The sequence below is a fragment of the Marinobacter sp. genome, from assembly GCF_041690455.1.
Lineage (GTDB): Bacteria > Pseudomonadota > Gammaproteobacteria > Pseudomonadales > Oleiphilaceae > Marinobacter.
On sequence record NZ_JAWLHI010000002.1, the window covers coordinates 80,819 to 101,093 of the forward strand.

At 52.4% G+C, this 20,275-nt stretch carries 17 protein-coding genes; all 17 read right to left on the bottom strand.

Annotation, left to right across the window (positions count from 1 at the left end; translation table 11 throughout):
* Window position 1 precedes the first annotated feature (1 nt).
* The 17 genes from ACESMW_RS00830 to prpF all read right to left on the bottom strand — a co-directional run bounded on the left by ACESMW_RS00830 (window position 2) and on the right by prpF (window position 20,116).
* On the bottom strand, window positions 2–1,225 hold the full coding sequence (locus ACESMW_RS00830) for a phenylacetate--CoA ligase family protein (RefSeq protein WP_372985198.1): 1,224 nt from the start codon (window positions 1,223–1,225) through the stop codon (window positions 2–4).
* 177 nt (window positions 1,226–1,402) lie between these two features.
* Window positions 1,403–2,308: a polysaccharide deacetylase family protein gene (locus ACESMW_RS00835; RefSeq protein ID WP_372985199.1), complete on the bottom strand. Its 906-nt coding sequence runs from the start codon at window positions 2,306–2,308 to the stop codon at window positions 1,403–1,405.
* Window positions 2,309–2,414: 106 nt separating this feature from the next.
* Window positions 2,415–3,302, bottom strand: coding sequence for a glycosyltransferase family 2 protein (locus ACESMW_RS00840; protein WP_372985200.1), 888 nt, complete (start codon window positions 3,300–3,302; stop codon window positions 2,415–2,417).
* 2 nt (window positions 3,303–3,304) lie between these two features.
* Window positions 3,305–4,645 (bottom strand): phenylacetate--CoA ligase family protein, encoded by a 1,341-nt coding sequence (locus ACESMW_RS00845; RefSeq protein WP_372985201.1) that lies wholly within the window; start codon window positions 4,643–4,645, stop codon window positions 3,305–3,307.
* A complete protein-coding gene (locus ACESMW_RS00850; RefSeq protein ID WP_372985202.1) occupies window positions 4,642–5,757 on the bottom strand; it encodes a glycosyltransferase family 4 protein in 1,116 nt (371 codons plus the stop codon). Before ACESMW_RS00850 ends, ACESMW_RS00845 begins: the two co-directional genes overlap by 4 nt.
* On the bottom strand, window positions 5,754–6,878 hold the full coding sequence (locus ACESMW_RS00855) for a glycosyltransferase (RefSeq protein WP_372985203.1): 1,125 nt from the start codon (window positions 6,876–6,878) through the stop codon (window positions 5,754–5,756). Before ACESMW_RS00855 ends, ACESMW_RS00850 begins: the two co-directional genes overlap by 4 nt.
* A 124-nt stretch (window positions 6,879–7,002) precedes the next feature.
* Window positions 7,003–8,145, bottom strand: coding sequence for an acyltransferase family protein (locus tag ACESMW_RS00860; RefSeq protein ID WP_372985204.1), 1,143 nt, complete (start codon window positions 8,143–8,145; stop codon window positions 7,003–7,005).
* 10 nt (window positions 8,146–8,155) lie between these two features.
* Window positions 8,156–9,313, bottom strand: a complete 1,158-nt coding sequence (locus ACESMW_RS00865; protein ID WP_372985205.1) for a glycosyltransferase family 2 protein — start codon at window positions 9,311–9,313, stop codon at window positions 8,156–8,158.
* Between the two features lie 20 nt (window positions 9,314–9,333).
* Window positions 9,334–10,269 (bottom strand): XrtA system polysaccharide deacetylase, encoded by a 936-nt coding sequence (locus ACESMW_RS00870; protein WP_372985206.1) that lies wholly within the window; start codon window positions 10,267–10,269, stop codon window positions 9,334–9,336.
* A 35-nt stretch (window positions 10,270–10,304) separates the two neighbouring features.
* Window positions 10,305–11,546, bottom strand: a complete 1,242-nt coding sequence (locus tag ACESMW_RS00875) for an outer membrane beta-barrel protein (RefSeq protein WP_372985207.1) — start codon at window positions 11,544–11,546, stop codon at window positions 10,305–10,307.
* A gap of 16 nt (window positions 11,547–11,562) precedes the next feature.
* Window positions 11,563–12,474 (bottom strand): polysaccharide biosynthesis protein, encoded by a 912-nt coding sequence (locus tag ACESMW_RS00880; protein WP_372985208.1) that lies wholly within the window; start codon window positions 12,472–12,474, stop codon window positions 11,563–11,565.
* On the bottom strand, window positions 12,471–13,997 hold the full coding sequence (locus ACESMW_RS00885; protein WP_372985209.1) for an XrtA system polysaccharide chain length determinant: 1,527 nt from the start codon (window positions 13,995–13,997) through the stop codon (window positions 12,471–12,473). Before ACESMW_RS00885 ends, ACESMW_RS00880 begins: the two co-directional genes overlap by 4 nt.
* A 54-nt stretch (window positions 13,998–14,051) precedes the next feature.
* Complete coding sequence (locus tag ACESMW_RS00890; protein ID WP_372985210.1) at window positions 14,052–14,696, bottom strand: XrtA/PEP-CTERM system exopolysaccharide export protein; 645 nt, start codon at window positions 14,694–14,696, stop codon at window positions 14,052–14,054.
* A 61-nt stretch (window positions 14,697–14,757) separates the two neighbouring features.
* Window positions 14,758–16,113 (bottom strand): TIGR03013 family XrtA/PEP-CTERM system glycosyltransferase, encoded by a 1,356-nt coding sequence (locus tag ACESMW_RS00895; RefSeq protein ID WP_372985211.1) that lies wholly within the window; start codon window positions 16,111–16,113, stop codon window positions 14,758–14,760.
* A 299-nt stretch (window positions 16,114–16,412) separates the two neighbouring features.
* Window positions 16,413–17,186, bottom strand: coding sequence for a PEP-CTERM sorting domain-containing protein (locus tag ACESMW_RS00900; RefSeq protein ID WP_372985212.1), 774 nt, complete (start codon window positions 17,184–17,186; stop codon window positions 16,413–16,415).
* A 144-nt stretch (window positions 17,187–17,330) separates the two neighbouring features.
* A complete protein-coding gene (gene prpD, locus ACESMW_RS00905; RefSeq protein ID WP_372985213.1) occupies window positions 17,331–18,815 on the bottom strand; it encodes a 2-methylcitrate dehydratase in 1,485 nt (494 codons plus the stop codon).
* A 116-nt stretch (window positions 18,816–18,931) separates the two neighbouring features.
* The gene (gene prpF, locus ACESMW_RS00910) at window positions 18,932–20,116 is read right to left on the bottom strand and encodes a 2-methylaconitate cis-trans isomerase PrpF (RefSeq protein WP_372985214.1); all 1,185 of its coding nucleotides are present in this window, start codon (window positions 20,114–20,116) and stop codon (window positions 18,932–18,934) included.
* Window positions 20,117–20,275 lie beyond the last annotated feature (159 nt).

The following is a 20,275-nucleotide window of genomic DNA, read 5'->3' on the forward strand; positions in this document are numbered from 1 at the left end:
ACTATTTCCTTTGCAGCGGCGAGTAGTTTCCAACTACAGCCTTAAATTTACCATTTCTCTCTCTCGCCAGTTCCTTAACGGTAATAACTTTTACCTTTAACTGGTCTTGTGTCCTCTTATTGAATTCCTTTATTATAGTTTGCCTGTTCAAACTGCTAAAAGATACATCAGGTACGACAAAAATATCGACACTAGAATCTACATTCTGTATTATTTGTGCCTCTCTGATTCCTAATCCACCTTTAAAGATTGGGTCAAGTCTTCCGATTGGCGTTCCATCTTTCAGATAAATGAGATCATCTATCCGGCCCTCTAGTGATTCGATGATTGGAAATGGCAATCCGCACGCGCAATTCGAATTTGACAGCTCTATTACATCTCCGACTTTATAGCGAATTAAAGGCATTACTTCATTGACGAAACCAGTAGCAACTAACACTTTGCCGCCAAGAATATTGTCTTCTAGTGCTTCGACAATCCCATGCTCCGGATGCACATGCATAGTGCCCTGGCAACATTCAGAGGCAAAAAAAGCCATCTCGGTGCATCCATACTGGTTTACAATTTTAGTTATAAACGCGCGATTAATTAGATATCTCTGTAGTTCAGTCAGAGGTTCAGCAGTCGTCATGATGAGGGGAATGTTTATAGGCTCTTCATCGTTATCGATTATATATTGAGCTATTTGTGCAATACTTGAGGGGTATGAAAATATCTCTTGCGGCTTATATTTTCTTATTTTCTCCACATAATATTTAATATTCTTCGGATTTAAGTGATAAGAGGACATCAACAAGTTATTATTAAAAAGGTCATGCCGCCAAAATGGTGGCTTGGAAATCCTTGGAGAGATAATAATTCGACCAAAAAGCGAGACCCTCTTGGGTTGTATCGGTAAATTGTACCAGCTCCTAATCCTAGAAAAGAATGCGTAATGCTTGGACCTTGAAACCCTATTCGTAAAGACTTTTAATGGAGTTCCACTAGTCCCACTTGTGAATAAAATGAAGGTATCACTTTCTCTTTCATATCTTTCATCAACGAACTTTTCGGGATTCGACCTGATGTCTTTTTTCTCAAGGATAGGGAATAGGACTAGGTCCTCTATACTTTTAATGTCTCTATAATTAAGCCCCTTTTCCCTGGCCCATTCGCGATAGAATGGAACGTTCTTGATCGCGCCCTGAGCTATTTTTACGAAGGCCTCATTCTTCAATCCAATCATTTCTTGTTCAGAATACTACTGCGACGCGATAAGTTTATTTAGAAAGATCGAACCGTCTTTAGAGTATCTTTCCCTTTTTATCCGCGCACCATAAATACTCACTGCCATATTCTGAATAAATACTGGCGAATTGTAATAGATATTTTCAATAATTTTATTCATAAACTCCAGCCAAATTCATTCAAGATCGAAAATCGCCGATTTTAATTTTAATCTTAGATAGGTTAGACCAAAAATATTTTTTTCGAACAAATTTTTATTTTTATTAGCAGGATATCTATTTAATTCCCATCGATCCGAAATCGGTTTAAGGCCGGGAAATGCTGATATACCGTAAATATAACCTGCTGACTGTACCTCCTTCTTTACGAGCTCATTAAAGTCACCTGACTCTCCATTGGGATAACAGAAACCTATATCCTCCAACCCCAATTTTCGCTTTATTAAGGAGATAGGTCGTATAAGCTCATTTTTAAGTTGACCGCTCCCTACTCTTGTGAGAATAGGATGTGTATGCGAATGGCTCCCGACTTCAAGGCCATCATCAACCATTTCCGCTAGCTGTTCCCATGTTACGGCACTGTATTCGTTCGGTGGATTAACTAATTTCGTGACTCCAGTATTTTCGAAAACCCGATTGACGGTCGCATTCTTAAGCTCTTCATCTAAACTCAAACAAAGGTTAGCAATATCATGCCAGCATTTTATGGTTTCTTCCGGCAGGTAATATTGCTTTCCTAGGGCTTCAACGAATACTTTATTTTTTTTTGAATTTTTCAAACAGTACATTAATTGATCTGGCCATAGCCATAAGTTTTTATCAACAAACCCGGTCGTAATGAAAAGAGTTGCCGATAAACCACGTTCTTTTAAGATTGGGAAAGCATATTGGTAAAAATCATAATAACCATCGTCAAAGGTAAGTACTACCACATTATCTGTTCGGTCTCCTTTATCATTTGCAGTTATTAACTCTTTGAGAGTCATAACACGGAAATGCTTGCTGATAATGTCGAGCTGCTCTTTAAACTCGGAAACCGTAATTGCACCATGAACCGACGTTGGCAAAATTCTATGGTACATTAATATCTTTGGGTGTCTTTTGCTAAGAATCCGCGCTAATGGTAAGACTCCCAATGATCGCCCCCCCTTAAATAGGATGTGACTGAAGCTTGAATTTGGCATTTCTTTATATCCGCCTCAAAACTAACTTTGCCATCGCTTTCCAGGCTAATATATTTAACCAATCATGCTTTATACCATGCATCAAATCTATAAATGGCTCTCGAAACGTCCTTTCGGATTTAGCAATTTCCATAGCACGGCAAACATAAATGTCTGCCCACGCCCTAGAAATTACAGAACCAGGAATAGCATCGGGGTATTTCATCAAAAACTTAGTCAGGATTTTAATAGCGTTATCATATCGTCCGCGATAATTGTGAGACATTTGTCCTGACCAGAGTCGGTAAGCGTATGTTTTTTCTGGATTGTATTTAAACTCCCAGTTTAGGGAGTAACGTAGCCATAGATCCCAGTCTATTCCCATTGGCAGACTCTCGTCGAATACGCCATCCTTGGTCATACAGGCCCGCCGGATTAAAGCTGTTCCAAAGGGGATGAAATTCTTGATCACTAAATGGTTCGTCACCTTTCCGCTATATCGATAGTAGGGCTTCGGTTTGTCGATCAGCATTCCTAACTCATCAATATAGGATACTTCGCTATAAACGACTCCGACCGATGAATCTTTGAATAGCGGCATCTGTAACTTAAGTTTGTCAGGGTGCCACAGGTCATCGGCATCACAGAAGCCAATGAATTCCCCTTTCGATTCCGCTAATCCCCGATTCTTTGCCTTCGGCTGACCTTGATTTGCGGTTCTGACATAACGGAACCTGGCGTCATCATTAAACCGTGAGATACTCTCAGCGGTATTATCCTCCGAACCATCATCCACCACGATCACCTCGAGGTTCTTCCAGTGCTGGTTCAACACCGACTCCACTGCATCCGGCAGATATTGCCCCATGTTATAGGTGGCGATCACAACGCTCACCAGAGGTTCGTCTTTCATCGTTAAACCTTGCATATTGCAAACCGGTATTTTCCTGAGGATTCCTGGGGGATCTCCGATACATCATGGATAGTGATGGAAACGGAGTCGCCGAAGACTTCTTGTAGTTCAGAAATTAATGCCCGGTCCATTTCAGGCTTGTGATCGCTCCCCTTCACACGGTTGATGTTTAAGCCTGTAAGATCTTCCTGTACCAGTTGCATTTGCTTTATTCCCGGCACCTTCGTCAGCGTTCGCTCGATCAACGAAATCCCAGCCACCTGCCCGCCATCAGGAAGCTTCAGAAAATCCGCCACCCTTCCTTCCAGTCTTTGAAGGATGGGCAGGCCACGGCCACAACTACACGGTTCATCGGTAAAGGTCCCGACATCCTCTACCCGGTAGCGAATGAGAGGCATCGCAAAGTTATTGAGATCGGTAACCACGATCTTGCCCGGTTCACCTGGCTTCACCGGTTTATTCTCCCCATCCAAAAACTCTACAAATAAGTGAGGGAGATTCAGATGCATCCCACGATGTTCCTCACATTCACAAGCGATCAGCCCCACCTCTTCGCACCCATAGCGGTTGGTAACGGGACAATCAAAGACTTGCTCGATAGCCTTACGCTCCTGATCAAGCAACATCATTGAGGTAGCGACGATTCCTCTTGGGCGGAGATCTGTGATTCCCTGGTCACGGAGATAGCAGGCAAAAATATAGATTGAATGGGCGTGCCCGAAGATTGCTCCGGGTTGTTCCACGCGCCACTTCTGAACGAATTTGCCCATGGAGGTTTCGCTCAAATTCATGGTATCGAGGTAAATAGTCCGGTCCAGCAGATGATGGCGTAGCTTCTGTTTCATCGTTGACGGCACTGGAGGGTTACCCCAAATTGCGGCCTTCTTCATACCCAGATCCCAGCCGGACCAACGGTCTGCCATTAACTGGGCTGCGTTTCTTCGCTCCTGGCAGGCTTCGTCGAAATAGAGCTGGAGCGAGAACCCTGTTGATCCACCGGTTTTTGCGCTCACCAATTCGTTGCGATCAAACTGGTCACTGATGAAATTCTCCAGGTTGTTGCGGATGTCCGATTTGGTCGTTACCGGAATCCTGAGCAGGTCGTCTTCACTCCGAATACTGGCCGGTGATATTCCATGTTTACTGAATACATCCCTGTAAAAAGGGCTGTGTTCGGCCGCGTGAGTCAGTAGCTTTTGTAATCTTTCCCATTGCATCATCCGCAGTCGATCAACTGGCCACCATTGCTGCTCCTCCAGTGCCCGCCATTCTCTCAACCGTTGGCTTCGATCCTTGAGATCCCACAAGGGATAGAAAACATACCGTGAAAGTGAATCCATCATGCTTCAGCCATCCCTGGTTCAAGCAGGTGGTACAAACGGATGTATTGGTTAAGCATACTTTCCAGTGAATAGCGCTTGGCCATTTGCTCTTTGTTTAATCGCCCCATGGCCAATCGCCTGTCCGGATTATCGATCAGGGCTTCGAGCCGCTCAGCCAATGAACCTACATCACCGACTCCAACCAGATAGCCATTGACCCCATCATCAATGATTTCCGGATTGCCGCCCGTATCCGTGCATACCACGGGCTTTCCGCAACGCATGTATTCGATGATGGAATTGGAGAAACCTTCGGTTTCGGAGCATAAAACGGCGATATCAAATTCCTGGATATGGCGCTCAGGATCAGGCTGGCTACCAAGGAATTTGACTTGGCCAGCAATACCCAACTTCTCGACTCTTCGACGATAGGCAACTTCATCGCCGCCTCCGACGATGCGAAGCTCTACATTTCTGCCGGAGTGGATAACTCCCGCCACCGCCTCAATCAGGTCTTCAATCCGTTTGATTGGTCGTAGGTTGGCAACTATGCCGATGATGAGTGGTTGTGTCCGGTTCTGCTGAGTATCAGGCTCGTCTCCACTCGAACTACACTCTTCGGTTCCCTCGGGGTATCCGTTGTAGATAACATGAAGCTTGGATTCGGGAACCCCTTCAAGCTGTGCGGTGATTTCGGCCACCGCCTTGCTGTTGCAAACTACTCCATGGACAAACCGGTCAGTCAGGCGCAAGGCTTTGAGGTAAACGCCGGAGTACCAGAACCCCATGTCACGGCGAGATATCAGTGTCCTCAGTCCAGCCAGCCGCATCATTGGAGGGCAAACAACCGAGGCGTCGTTGAAGAAAACATGGACCACCCCGAATCCGTCATCGGCCAACATGCGTCCATAACGATAAACCGCCCACCAGCTGCGGGGATCCGAAATGCGTCCAATATCAAGCTCCTCTATCGCAACGGGAAATGCATCGCTTCTGCTGTAATCGCTCGCTCTGAAGACCGCAAACCGTATGGTCCATCCCCTCTGGGTGAGACCTTCAACCAGCTTGAGGACCTGACTTTCAGTCCCCGCGTAAGGGCTTTCATATCGGTCCATCACAATGCAGAGCTTCATGCCACAGCCCTCTGATAAACCTGAAGATACTTTTTTGCCATGGCATGACTGGAGTAGTCCTTATCAATCCGTTGTCTGGACCACTGCGCCCGATCTGCGCTCTGCTCCGACTCCCTTAGTACAGAAATCACCTCCTCCGCCAACGAACCCGGAATCTCAGCACGGATAACCCTGCCGCCTTTGCCGGCACCAAGCACTTCACTTATTTCCCCTACATCGGAGGCGACAATTGGCAAGCCTACGGTCATCGCTTCCAGCAATGTGATTGGCAAACCCTCGGTGAGCGAAGGCATGCAAAGCACATTTGAACGCTGCATGATGCTGGGAACATTACCCAGATATCCCGGCATCATTACTGCATCGTCCAGACCAAGTTCATGGGTTTGACGTTCCAGTGAAGCCCTCTGGGAACCCTCGCCGATCACCAGTAATCCGGCAGATGGAAAAGACCGTTTCACTTCTTCGAACGCACTGATCAGGCGGTCAAATCCCTTTTCCCTTGCCAACCGCCCAACCCCTAGCAGCAGCGGGGTATAGATTCTTATGAAGGCCTGAATATTTTCGGGGAGTTCGGCGTCTGACTCCGCAATGATTCGGCTTGCATCCAAACCATTTGGTATCACGGTAACCTTGGGAGAGCGGCCAATGGCTCCCGGAACTTGGCTTTTCATAGCATTAGACACAAGCACCACTTGTCTCATTCGACCCAATGCCAACTGGTCAACGCTTTCGTAAAACCAAGCCTTGGTGAAGAATGGTGCATGGACATAACCGTGTAGCGTAGTCACTAAAGGAATCTTACGGATTGATTCTGGCCAAAGTCCCATCAATACATTGAACTTGTATCCATGGGAATGCATGACTTCAAACCCCTCTTTTTGCGCCCACCTATAAATTTTTCGGGCATCCAGAAGATTTAATCCAGGCTTCATTCGCCAGCATATGAGGGGTAAACCTTGATGGCGTGCTTCCGTTTCAAGTTCTTTTTCACCTAGCCGGGGGTCACCTGCACTCAAGATCATAGGAGACAATCCGCTCTTCATTTGCTCTCGAACTAGGGTGAGCAGCACGTTCTCTGCCCCATAGAGACCACCACTATCAATTAAATGAAGAACTTTCATAAATTAAATTAACCTAAACGGAGAACCAAGAAAGCTAATGCACGTTCAATTCACATAAAGACAAATACTCTCTATCTAAAACTTGCTACTAGTTAACTAATAATTAAACAAAATGATAAACCTCTTAGTCCAATGGTTTAGCCGATGTTAATTGATCGGAACGCTTGGAATCTTGACTAATAATTGACTGTATTCTTCCCTTTGCCTTTCCTGTAACCCAATTAGTGGCCCAAGTTACTGGAACAGATATTGCGGCACTTATCATAAATACTGAAAAAATTTTTACAGCCGCAAGAACTAGATCATCTATGACATTTACCAATCCAAACTTTGTTTCCAAAAAATATATAGAGAAGCTATGCACTATGAAAACTGAATATGCATGCTTGCTGAAAAAGAGAACTACGCGGTCGGCGAGCGACCAATCATCAAGTATTTTATTAATCAACCTTTTTAATAATAAAACAGAAAGTATGGCAGCATAGCTACCAGACAAATAATACGTATCCGGTGCATAGGTGTGATTTGCCATATTCACATCCACATTAAGCCAAAACACGTTAGTCAAAGCTACTGTCATTGAAACTATTAGCAACCCAAGCAAAAATTTAAAATCAAACAACTCCAACCTTTTATAATACAGAGCACCAAATACAAAAAAACCTACATTAACTAATCCTTGATAAAAGTTGTGACCAAGAATGCTAAAATTATTACTAACACCAATTGATTGATGAAACACTGAAAGAACTATCGAAAAAATAATCAGAAACAATAATGGTACACTTGAGTTTCTAGCCATTACTAAAAAAGGGACAGTAACGAGTACGATAATCACCATCGCATGAATAAACCAGATCTGACCCATTGGAAATGGCGTATCCGAGCTCTCGGGAATAATGGTTAGCCATCGAACAATCTCTTTAATGTTAAAGCTTGGGGCCTGATTATTATAAATCCAGAATACGACCATGGCACTCAAAGCTATCACATAAAAAGGTCCCACAATCGACAGCAGACGTTTTATAAGGTATAAACCGAACCCATTGGAGCGACTTAAGCTATAAAATGAAACGGCACCACTCACAAAAAAAAGAAGTGGAAGTAAATTATGGACAAACTGAGAATAAGGAGTATAGAACCAAGATAAGCCCAAATGTACGAGCACCACTCTGATTATCGATAACCCACGGATACGATCAATAAAAACTCTCTCAGACTTGGATAGATCCTGGAATTCAATGTTTTTTGTTGAGGTGGTTTCCATTAGTCTTCCCTCACCCCTTTCTCGGCTTCCAAACCACCCGCTTCTCCCCCCGCAAAAACGCGATCACCGCCTTGAGCGATGCCACATTCAGCAGAAGGAAGTAGTAAGGCACAGAGTACAGCGGCCCAAAATTACGGCCTTCGCTCTCATTCTTCCGGCCGATCCAGGCCAGCCCGTATAGCGCCACGAGTCCCAGGAATGCCAGCGGGTAAATTCCGCCCCTTGGCATCAGGAGCAACGTTGCCAATGTGAAAACTACAAGTGGTATGAAAGCGAGGTAACGCAGCAGCTTGTGGGAGATCAGCTGAATGGCGAAGAAGCCATAACTCAGAGGATTCATCAGTGCCGCCATGTCCTTCAGCGCCCATAGGGCTCTCAGGCTCACCCGCACCCGCATACTGAACTCGCTGCCGCTGTCGTTGAGTACCGGTTCTTTCAAGAGTGCCCGGGGCTCGAACACCACCCGGTAGCCCTGCTCCACGACTTTCAATGGCTGCACGAAATCCGGTAGCTGGTCGGGGCGCAAGGGTTGGTAGAGCGCCTTGCGCATGGCGTCGATTCCGCCGTCCACGCCGACGATGGATCCGGCCCGGGTCTCCTGCTCCCGCAGCCAGTTCTCGTATTTCATGTAGGCGCTGCAACCGTCACCCACCATAGATCCGTCGTCATTCACGTACACCATTTTGCCGGTGACGTAGCCGACATCGGGGTCATGGAAGTTGCTGACGAGATGCCGAAGCGCATCTGTTGCCCATTGGGAGTTGGCGTCGGAGAACAGGAGGATTTCGCCGGTGGCATGAGGGACCAGTGTATTGAGACCGGAGGTCTTGCCCTGGCGGGGAGCCTGGCGGAAGAGGCGGACAGGCACTTTGGCTTCCGCGGCCACGCGGCGAACGATATCGTCCGTGCCGTCGTCGGATTCGTCCGAGATGACGAGGATTTCGATCCGGTCTGCGGGGTAATCAAGGGCAAGCTTGTTCTGCAGGGTCGCCTCGATATCCGCCGCCTCGTTGTAGGCGGCAATCAGTACAGAAACGGTCGGCGCCTCGCGGTCGTCCTTGCGAACCGGGGTAGCACCAGTGTTCGCAATCAGTTTTGCCAGCAGCGGATAGCCAATATAGATATATCCGAGTAGCAGCAGTGACAACCAGAACAGCACGTGAAGCATGGTTTATCGTCCCTGACGTCCTATAACGTCCTTACGAATTTCTGAGCGCTGAGGGCCCGATCCTGGCCGTCAGCATCTATTGGCGTTGCAGGGTTCAGACTAGCTGGCTCAAGCAGCCCAGCGTCCCGTAGCACTTCGCCCATGGGTGCAAAATCAAACCGCTGGAGCAGCTTGTTCAGGCGTGCCTCGCACACATCCAGGTTGTTGTAATGCCGGAACCTGGATAGCCATTTGACCTCGAGCCGCGGTTGCTCCGGGTCCACCTCCCAGGGGTGCAGGTAAAACACAAATGGCCGCCCCTGGCGGTTGATGGAGCCAAGTCCCCATTGGCTGAACCAGTAGGGAAACAGCCGGAAGTACCCACCACCGGCGATCGGCAGGGTATAGCCGGGTAGTTTCAGGGTGCTCAGGGGAAATTCCGCCAGTTCATGACCGTTATCGGTCTTCAGGCGGTAAGGCCAGCGGGGGGCATCCGGCATGCCATAGCGGTCATGGTGTACCGGGAAGATGGAGGAATCCCAGATAAAGCCTTCCTCGGCAAGGATGTCGAGGGCCCAGCGGGATCGGGCGGTGATTGAGTAGCTGGCGGCACGATACCCGGTCACGGGTTCGCCAAGGATGTCTTCGAGAGTGGCCTTGGACCGGCGGGTTTCTTCACGGAAGACATCCGGAGTCTGATTATAGATCAACTGGTGGCTGTAACCGTGGCTTGCCACCTCGTGGCCGGCCGCACGGATGCGACGAACCAGTTCCGGGGAGCGCTCAGCTACCCAGCCGAGGGTGAAAAAGGTTGCCCTGGTATTGTGTTGATCGAGCAGGCCCAGTAACCGGTCGGTGTTGGCCTCTACCCGATATTCCATGGAATCCCAGTCATCCCGGCGCACCGCTTCAGCGAGCGCGGCCACCTGGAAGTAGTCTTCCACGTCAATTGTCAGAGCATTGCGAATGCTGTTCATTGAGCCCTTCCCTGGCCCTGTTTCTCAGTTGCCGTTCAACGGAACTGGTAACTCAGGCCGAGCAAAATCCAGTTTTCGTCGTATTCACGGGAGGCGGTCTCGCTCTCCCGGCGCTCATGACCGATACTGCCGTTCGCGGTCAGTTTGCGGCTGAGCTGATAGTCCAGACCAACCCTCAGATCCAGCACATGGTCATTGGAGTCGGTCTCGCCTCCATAGTCATAAAAGTCATAGCCAAGGCCCGCATTGAAGCCCATGAATTCAGTCACAGGCCTGCGATAGCTGGCATTGACGCCTGAACGATAGTCGGTCAGATCGCTCAGAAGGTAATCTGTCTGGCTGCCATAGCCAGTCAGCCCAATGGAACTCCCGTCACTGAAGCCTTTGTCCAGTGTCGCGCGAAATGCCGTTACCTCAACGGGCTCGGTCTGTTCGAGGTTGAACACGAAAGAGCCGATGCGGATATCAAGGTCCGACGTCTGGTCGGTCAGTTCACGGTTGGCTGCCAGCGTCAGTAATGTGGTGGGGTTGATCTCACGCTCGAGCCTGAGATTACCCACAATCCCGTCGTTCTCGCTCTCACTGTTTGGCCTGCGGCTCTCCAGCTGGCTGACGCCAAGTGAACCACTCAACCGGGTGGCAACCCATTGTTTACTGAAGGTAGCCGTCAGGGTATCGCGGTCCACATCCTCACCGACTGTGTCGAGTTCCGCCCGGTCGGCCTCGGCAAACAGGCCAGCAGTGAGGGTCGGACTGAACAGGTGGTTCCATGCAGCAGATGCGATGTAGCGTTCGCTATCCGGCTCAACGGGCTCGCTGTAGTCGGTCTGCTCATAGGAAGCCCGGAACACCAGTTCATCCACCGAGGTAGGCCTGAAGCTTAGCACTGGGCCGGTGCGGAAGATGTTCTTTCGGGTACGGTTCTCGGGGGTATCTCCGGCACGGGTGTCCTGGGTGACATCGCGAAGGTAATCGGTCAATTCCCAGCTCAGGTTGTCGTTGATCTCGCAATCACCCAGAAACGTCATGTTGCTGTAGACTTCCGGATCATAGGTGTCATCGAGCCAGTATCCGTAACCGAACCGTGAACTCAGATCGGCGATACACCGGCCCGGATCGGTGCGGTATCCGATGCCGATGGTGGCCCGGGTTTCCAGATCGCTGGTTTCATTCGAGGACGAGAGTTCCACGTTGTCACTGAATCGCCCCTCCAGGGAACCATCTATCCGAAGAGGCTCGGCGACAGCGGTCGATAACCCGGCACTTGCTATTGCCAATACCAATACCTTTCGCTCAACCATTGATCACCGCCCCGACAAATTTCTGCGGATGGAATGCAAGCGCTGCCTGCTCTGCTGTTGTCGGACTCACCCGACCATGGGGAACCACCAGCATGGCGTAGTCACACAGTTCACCAAGGATGCGGGCATCCGGCGACTCGCTGATCGGGGCGGTATCGAAAATGATAAACCGGTCCGGATAACGCCGGCGCACAGCCTGAACAAACTGCTTCATGCGAAAGGACGTGAAAAACTCACCTGGGACTTCCCGTCGGCTGCCCGCCGGGATCAGCCTCAGCCTCGGAATACCTGTCGGATACAGGATACTGGCGACATCGAAATCCGGGTCGTCGAGGAAATCGGTCAGACCGTATTCCGGCACTACATCGACCAGTGAGTGCAGACTCGGCTCGCGCAGATTGCAATCAATAACAACCGCCGTCTTGGCCTGATCAAAGGCAAACGCCGCCGCGAGATTGAAGGCCACAAACGAACTCCCGGCAGCGCTGCTGGCGCCACTGACCACCAGAGTGAAGTTGTTGCCTCCAGAGGCTTCCAGAAGTTTGGTACGCAAATCCCGGAACCGGTTGACCAGTTGGCGGTTGGGAGATTCGGGGTAGATGATGCGCCGCTCATCAAGATCATCATGGCTGAGCCGCCGCGGCTCCTGCATCCGCACGATCTGTTTGCTGATGACATAACGGTCAACAGCGCCCGGACCCAACTCCAGGGAGCTGGGCACCAGCATGCGGGAATCATCCCATTCCGAGTAAGGGACGCCCTCGCCTTTCAGGGCTTTTTCCGCATCGCTCTCCTCCGGTGCCTGTTTGTGCACCTCCCAGAAACGGCCTTCCCGGTTCTGCTGCTCGGCGTCCGGATTGATAGAGCGATCCTTGGCCTTGGCGTGTTTGCTTTGCTCAGTCATCCGATGACTCCCATCATTGATGCCGCCGCGATGGCAACGTAGGCCCCGCAAACCAGCAAGGCGCAGACCACAACCAGCGTTGTCAGGCGGCGTTCACGACGTTGCTCGTAGGGTGTTTTGACCTGCGGCAACTCGGCCAGGACCGGCAAACCGATGGTCTCTTCCAGTTGCTTGCGAGCGCGAACGCGAGGGTCGATCTGAAGCAATCCTGCTATCAGCCCGAAGGGCGCAATGGCACCGAGAAACAGGCCGGCAAACGCAAACGTCGAGAATTTCGGGCCTTTGACGCCACGCGGATACTGCGCATTCTCACTGATCCGATAGCTCAAGCCCTGGCCTTCAACATCCAGATGCATGGACACCCGGGCCCTTTCACGACGTTTGAGCAGATCATCGTAAATCTGCTTGTTCACTTCCATGTCGCGGGTCAGTTCGGAGTACTCGGCCTTGTTTTCCTGGATTCTCTCCATACGGAGCATGTGCTCAGACAATAACTCATTAAGTGCCCTGATCCGGGTGTCTTTGGTCCGGATATCGGCGCGGGTTTCTGCCAGTGCGCTCCTGACCTCCTGGAAGACCGGGTTGGCTTCGGCATCCCCGCCGGAAACCACGTTTGCCGGCCCGCCATCCGCCAGGGCCTGGGCCCGGCGCCGCTCGAGTTCCGCAATCTGCTCCCGGAGAATCACGATATCGGGATAGGTGTCATGATAGCGGAGCCTCAGGTTGTCGAGCTTGTCCTGCAGGCCATTAATGCGCTGCTGATATTGGTCCACTGCCCGTTGCTGGATGACCGGAGCCATACCCAGCAATTCTCTCTCCAGGGACGCAGCCCGGGACTGGAGTTCCTGGCGGTCGAGTTCGGCCCGTTCAATCTGGCTGCGCAGGTTGGCCATTCGCTGATTGGCCTCACCCTCGGTGCCGTCCACGTTTTCCGAGAGGAATTGCTTCATTCGTTCTTCAACCTGAGCCAACTGCTGCTCGTAGCTCTTGACCTGTTTGTCGATGAACTCGTAGGCACTTCTGCTTTCGCTGCGCTTGCGGGCATTGTTTTCAGCGATAAAAAGTTGACCGAGCCGTTGTGCAACCTGGAAGGCCTGGGTAGGAGATTCTGATGAGTATCCGATGCTGAAGTAGCTATCGCCCCTTGGCCGCACGAAGAGGTTGGCGCGGATAGCGGCTACCCGGCCCTCTAGTGCTTCCGGAGACAGGCCCGATGCTTCCTGACCGAATATTTCAGGATCGGTAGCGACCGGCTCGACGATACTCCGGCTCCACAGCAACTCCCTGGCGGCAGACGCGCGGTCACTAACCTTTGTCGTTACCGCGCTACCCTCCATCAGCGGGCGGATGATATTACTGTCATCCACGAAAATAACGACTTCGGATTCGTACTTGTAGGGCCACACGAATCCGGCAATCAGCACCCCAAAACTGACAACGGCAAAGATCACCAGAGCCAACCATTTGTGGGCCTTTATCTCCCGGAACATTTCGGCCGGCAATTGTGAGAAAGGGAGGGTCATGACACTGTTCCTTCCCGGTTCATACCGGGGTCTGCTACCTTGAAAATCCTTTTATCAGAGCACCCGCTCAGGAACGCTGAGGATATCCCCCGGACGCAACAGATAGTTTGTCTTCACATCGCCCCGGGTGAGGATATCGTCGAGCCTTACCGGAATGGCCACCACATCGTCACCAACCTTCCGGTAGAGCATGGCGTTGTTCTCAGCGGCAAACTGATTGGCGCCACCGGCCTGAAGCACGATATCCAGTACCGTCATGCCGGCACGATGGGGCATCGAGAGGGGTTGCTGAACAGCTCCGGTGACGCGAACCCTGTCGATAAACTCATGACTGCCCATGCTGGTCACGACAACGCTGACCTGGGGCTGACGGATATAGGAGGCCAATTCGTTTTCGATGTCATCCGCAAGCGCTTCCGGCGTTTTCCCACTGGCCTGGACGTCTCCGACCAGGGGCACGGAGACTTTTCCGTCCGGGCGGACCGGAACCGTAATACTCAGATCTTCGTTTCGCCATACCGAGACCCGAACGGTATCGGTGGGCCCGAGAATGTATTCATCAACGCTTGTGGAGGTATCGACTGTCAGCGCCCTGTTGATCGCTTCGGGAGACGAAGCGGTGGGTGCTGCACATCCTGTAGACAACGCTACCGCCACCAGGGTCGCGATTACGCCCCAAAACCTGAACATCCGTGACATTGTTATTCCTCTCTGAAATCCCTGCTTGAGTTCGGCTTCGAAGACTGCGCCCCTTCCGAAGCTACCTTGAACCTTTCCTGAACAAGATCACTTCTACCGTCTGCATGATGATCAGAAGATCCAGCAACAGACTCTGGTTCTTGATGTAGTAAAGGTCATACCTGAGCTTTTCGCGACTGTCCTCTTCGTTATCTGCGTATGCGAAGCACAGTTGCGCCCAGCCTGTAATCCCGGGCTTTACGCGATGCCGTTCGTTGTAGAACGGGATCGTCGCTGCCAGTTTCTCGACGAAGACCGGCCGTTCCGGACGGGGTCCCACAAACGCCATGGTACCGTTCAGCACATTGAAGATTTGTGGCAACTCATCGATGCGCAATTTCCGGATAAACTCGCCAACCCGGGTCACCCGGGTGTCGCCCTTGCTGGCCCAAACTGCACCGTTCTTTTCCGCATCCGTCACCATCGAGCGAAACTTGTGTACAAGGAATACCTTGCCATTGAGCCCTACCCGCTCCTGGCTGTAGATAACCGGGGCACGGAAGCCGTCTTCCAGCTTGATCGCGAGCATCGTCAGCAACATGAGAGGGAGGGTTGCCAGCAGCAGAGTGATGGACGAGGCCAGGTCCAGCGTTCTTTTCCAGAAGCCTGCAACCGAGGCGACGTTGTATCCATCAGAGAACACCAGCCAGCCCTGGGTAATCATTTCCAGGGCCACCTTGCGGGATTCCCGTTCGTAAAAGGTGGCACCGTCAACAACCTTGACGCCCTGCATCTTGCATTCAAGCAGGTCCTCCATGGGCAGCCCCTTGCGGCGATCTTCAACCGCCACGACAATCTCATGAACCCGGTGGGAAAGAACGTACCTGTGCAGCGCCAAAGTCGGCGTGACCAGGAAATTATCATTCACCGCCACCGGTTCTCCCGGCATAGGTACAAAACCCGCCAGCGTGAAACCTTTCCGGTTGAAAGGCGTCTTCAGATCCTCCAGCAACTGACTGGCCCGTGGCCCGGCCCCGAGTACCAGTATCCGGCGCTTGAAGGCGTCCTTGCCCACAAGGGCGAAAAATACAGTTCTCGCCAGACCCAGTAGAAAAAGCCCGAATACAGCAGCGGTTGTCAGGACGCTGGTATGACCGAGGTACCACATCCAGTCACCACCGACCAGGTAAGCGAGACCGCAGAGCGGGAGGCTGATAATCAGGGCCAGGAGGGTGCGCAGCATCATGCCGGACATGCCCTCTTCCAGACGGGCCTGGTGTACCGCAATGGCCACCATCACAAACAGATTCAGCAGTGCGAAGACAACCGCGGAAGGGACAACGAACCAGATCTGGCTCATGAAGAACGAAGCGTCACCGAAAAAGGCAAAGAACACCGACAGGCAAAACGCCAGGATCAGGATCAAACAATCGATCAATCCCAGAATCAGGAAGGGTAAATGAATGTAATGCCGAAAAAACCTGACGTGAGCCACATAAACTCCTTGTGTTCTTCACGTAACAACCACAACTTTGCCTCACCGGAATTCAGGGCTTTTAACTCTTTCCCGAGCACCTGATCCGGTCTCAACCGGGCAACAGCTTACTTACAAAGTGTAACCTGTTTTTACATTACGTCAACAAACAGTCTTTCGGAAAGTCCGCGAGAATGCCGGCAATAAATCTTCCCCGGCCTCCTCGCGGAGCCTTCGTTTCTGGATTGATTTGATATGGAAAATTAACAGGCGGTGTCAGATGACTTGCGCCGCTTCATGACTCCCATTCCAACAAGTCCGAGACCCAGCAGAGCCAGGGTTCCGGGCTCCGGAACGGTACCGACGGTCACGTTGTCGATGCCGTAGCCATCGTTTTCATCGTTGGAATAGAAGGTCAGCGAGCTGATTGCCACGTCGCTCATGATGCCGACGTAGAAGGCTGAACCACTGGCGAGGCTGGGATCGAATACCGCGCCGAGATCAAGCGTACTTTCCGTCTGATCCGCGAACAGGATATTCATGATACCGCCGACGTCATTTGGATCCGTCAGATAAAAACCCACGGCGGTGTACATGCCCGCAAGCGTAAACTGCATCTGCTGGGAATCCATGCTGTCGAGCCAGTTCTGGTTTTCACCATCAGCCGGCATGGGGTAACGGCCACTGAACGGACTGGTGTCCGAGTTCAGGATGGCCAGCCCACCTGCGCAGCTGAAGCCACCATCGTTACAGGCCTCGGACGGATAATCGCCGCCAGGCTGCAACTGGGTGAAGTCGCCAACGCTGGTGTTGATGGTATTGGTCTGGTCTGCCGAGCCGGTGGCTGCGGTAAACCCTTCGAAGGTTTCAGTTGTCGTATCCTTGAGGAACGCCAGAAAATCTGTCTCTGCAGCCTCAGCCTCCGCGACTCCCGGACCGCTGACGGTCACGTCGATCATGGCGGCATTCGCTACTGAAACGGAAAATGCAGATGCAAGCGCAATCCCCGTTAGTTGCTTTGCTAGAGCCAATTTCATGTCTCACTCCTTTGACAATGATTGTGGGTATCTCCACGCCCTTACCCAAAGCAAACAAGGAGCCAACTTTTATTTTTCCTGCCCTTTCAGGAAGTTAAAAAAAGCATCTGAAAGCAGTGTAAAAAATACTGACGTTTTCTCCCTTCAAATCACAAAAAAGCTTACAAAGTCGGGAACCGGCACTTCCTCAAGACGCTGCTGATCCTTACACAATCCGAAAATCCGCTCACACTGCGGCCCCGGAAACCGCGTCGCCAGATTGGCCCGGAATTTCTCCTCCAGCAGCGGAATCCCCTCCTTGCGGCGCCGCCGGTGGCCAATCGGATATTCCACAGCCACTTTGTCGGTACTGGAACCATCCTTGAAGAACACCTGTACCGCGTTGGCGATGGAACGCTTCTCGGGTTCCAGGTATTCACGGGTGTAACGGGGGTCTTCCACCACTTCCATCTTGTCCCTGAGCTCGTCGATGATCGGGTGGCCATCGTGGAAGCTGTCTTCGTAGTGCTCGGCTGTCAGGCTGCCGAAGATCAGTGGTACCGCCGTCATATACTGAAGGCAGTGGTCCCGGTCCGCCGGGTTGGCCAGCTTGCCCACCTTGGAAATGATGCGGATGGCAGACTCGTGGGTGGTGATGATAATTTTATCGATCTCATCCAGACGGTCCTTCACTTCCGGGTGCAGCGTGACTGCCGCCTCGGCTGCGGTCTGGGCGTGGAATTCGGCCGGGAAGGAAATCTTGAACAGGATGTTTTCCATCACGTAGGAGCCGAATTCCTGGGGCAGAGAGAACTGGCGTTCCTCCTCGGGTTTGAGCTTCTGGTCCTTGTTTGTCTTGCTGAACAGGACGTCATAGAAGCCCCACTGGGGCGCGGTCAACACACCCGGAATGCCCATCTCACCACGCATGGCGATGTCAGCAAGCCGGACCGCGCGGGAACTGGCATCCCCTGCCGCCCAGGATTTCCGGGAACCGGCGTTTGGCGCGTGGCGATAGGTCCTTAATGCCTGGCCGTCCACCCAGGCATGGGACAAGGCGGACAGCAGCTGTTCCCGGTTGGCCCCCATGAGCTTGGCGGCCACGGCGGTTGACGCCATTTTCACCAGCACCACGTGATCCAGCCCCACCCGATTGAACGAGTTCTCCAGCGCCAGCACACCCTGGATTTCATGGGCCATGATCATGGCTTCCAGCACATCCTTCATCACGAAAGGCGCTTTGCCCTCGGCCAGCCGTTTCTGGGACAGGTAATCCGCGACCGCCAGGATAGCCCCCAGGTTGTCAGAGGGGTGACCCCACTCTGCCGCCAGCCAGGTGTCGTTGTAGTCCAGCCAGCGGATGGTGCAGCCGATGTCCCAGGCCGCTTTCACCGGGTCGAGCCGGAACTGGGTGCCTGGCACCCGGGCGCCGTGAGGTACGACGGTCCCTTCAACGATTGGGCCAAGATGCTTGGTGCATTCGGGAAAACGCAGGGCCAGCAGGCCGCAGCCGAGAGTGTCGATCAGGCAGTTGCGCGCCGTGTCCCAGGCCTCTTCGCTGTCGATCTCATAGTTCAGGACATAGTCCGCGATTTTCTGGAGTACCTCGTCATAATCCGGGCGGACGTTGACGTCGAAAGTTGCAGACATGCTGTTGCCTCCTTTCCTGATTGTTTTCCCGGGCAAATAAAAATGCCCCCGGCCGTTTACCTTCTACCTGAAAGATAGACGGTATACAGCCCGGGGGCATTGTCGGCTCAGGGGGTTCAGCCCTGGAACGAATCTCCCGGCACCCTCACCCAGCCTTCCATCAGGATCCGCGCACTGCGGCTCATGATGGCCTTGGTGGCGGTCCACTGACCATTCACTTCCTTCGCCTCGGCGCCAACGCGCAGGGTTCCGGAGGGATGGCCGAAGGTGACGTGGGTGCGGTCCCCGCCGCCGGCAGCCAGGTTGACCAGTGTTCCCGGAACTGCGGATGCTGTAGCGATCGCTACCGCCGCTGTGCCCATCATGGCATGGTGAAGCTTGCCCATGGACAGGGCGCGCACCAGTACGTCGATGTCACTGGCGGTGATCTGCTTGCCGCTGGACGCCACGTAATCCACCGGTTTGGCGACGAAAGCCACCTTGGGCGTGTGCTGGCGGTTGGCCGCTTCGCTCACGTCCTGGATAAGGCCCATTTTCACCGCGCCGTGGGCACGGATCGTCTCGAACATCTCCAGTGCTTTCGGGTCATTGTTGATGTCGTCCTGCAGCTCGGTGCCCTTGTAGCCGATGTCTTCCGCATTGATGAAGATGGTCGGGATGCCGGCGTTGATCATGGTGGCTTTCAGGTTGCCAACACCCGGCACGTCCAGGTCATCCACCACATTGCCGGTGGGGAACATGGCGCCGTCGCCATCGGCCGGGTCCATGAATTCGATCTGGACTTCCGCCGCCGGGAAGGTGACGCCGTCCAGCTCGAAATCGCCGGTTTCCTGCACCTCACCGTTGGTGATGGGGACGTGGGCGACGATGGTTTTCTTGATATTGGCCTGCCAGATGCGGACGGTGCAGATGCCGTTCTCGGGAATCCGCTCCTTGGCCACGAAACCGCCGTTGATGGCGAACGCGCCTACCGCTGCGGTCAGGTTGCCGCAGTTGCCGCTCCAGTCCACGAACGGCTTGTCGATGGAGACCTGACCGAACAGGTAGTCGACATCGTGGTCTGGCTGGGTGGGCGCGGCGAGGATGACGGTCTTGCTGGTGCTGGAGGTGGCGCCGCCCATGCCGTCGGTCTGCTTCTGGTAGGGATCGGGACTGCCGATTACCCGCAGCAGCAGCTTGTCCCGGGCTTCACCGGGAACCTGGGCGGCCTCGGGCAGGTCCTGCAGGCGGAAGAACACGCCTTTGCTGGTGCCGCCACGCATGTAGATGGCGGGGACTTTGATTTGCGGAGCATGGGTCATGATTTTGCTCTCTGTTTCGATGAAGATGGGGTCAGATGAAAGCTTTCATCTGACCCCGTTTTCGACGCTAACCTTGTGGGTGTCGTGAACATGAACATGGGGTCAGATGAAGGCTTTCATCAGACCCCTATTTCAAAAGTTGGGGTCTGACCCCTCGGG

Bases quoted from the DNA above. Each gene is read 5' to 3' on its own strand.
- prpF (WP_372985214.1), bottom strand. From the start codon at position 20,116: ATGACCCATGCTCCGCAAATCAAAGTCCCCGCCATCTACATGCGTGGC.
- ACESMW_RS00890 (WP_372985210.1), bottom strand. From the start codon at position 14,696: ATGTCACGGATGTTCAGGTTTTGGGGCGTAATCGCGACCCTGGTGGCG.
- ACESMW_RS00885 (WP_372985209.1), bottom strand. From the start codon at position 13,997: ATGACCCTCCCTTTCTCACAATTGCCGGCCGAAATGTTCCGGGAGATA.
- ACESMW_RS00870 (WP_372985206.1), bottom strand. From the start codon at position 10,269: ATGAACAGCATTCGCAATGCTCTGACAATTGACGTGGAAGACTACTTC.
- ACESMW_RS00860 (WP_372985204.1), bottom strand. From the start codon at position 8,145: ATGGAAACCACCTCAACAAAAAACATTGAATTCCAGGATCTATCCAAG.
- ACESMW_RS00855 (WP_372985203.1), bottom strand. From the start codon at position 6,878: ATGAAAGTTCTTCATTTAATTGATAGTGGTGGTCTCTATGGGGCAGAG.
- ACESMW_RS00880 (WP_372985208.1), bottom strand. From the start codon at position 12,474: ATGACTGAGCAAAGCAAACACGCCAAGGCCAAGGATCGCTCTATCAAT.
- prpD (WP_372985213.1), bottom strand. From the start codon at position 18,815: ATGTCTGCAACTTTCGACGTCAACGTCCGCCCGGATTATGACGAGGTA.
- ACESMW_RS00865 (WP_372985205.1), bottom strand. From the start codon at position 9,313: ATGCTTCACGTGCTGTTCTGGTTGTCACTGCTGCTACTCGGATATATC.
- ACESMW_RS00845 (WP_372985201.1), bottom strand. From the start codon at position 4,645: ATGATGGATTCACTTTCACGGTATGTTTTCTATCCCTTGTGGGATCTC.
- ACESMW_RS00850 (WP_372985202.1), bottom strand. From the start codon at position 5,757: ATGAAGCTCTGCATTGTGATGGACCGATATGAAAGCCCTTACGCGGGG.
- ACESMW_RS00835 (WP_372985199.1), bottom strand. From the start codon at position 2,308: ATGTACCATAGAATTTTGCCAACGTCGGTTCATGGTGCAATTACGGTT.
- ACESMW_RS00900 (WP_372985212.1), bottom strand. From the start codon at position 17,186: ATGAAATTGGCTCTAGCAAAGCAACTAACGGGGATTGCGCTTGCATCT.
- ACESMW_RS00830 (WP_372985198.1), bottom strand. From the start codon at position 1,225: ATGATTGGATTGAAGAATGAGGCCTTCGTAAAAATAGCTCAGGGCGCG.
- ACESMW_RS00840 (WP_372985200.1), bottom strand. From the start codon at position 3,302: ATGAAAGACGAACCTCTGGTGAGCGTTGTGATCGCCACCTATAACATG.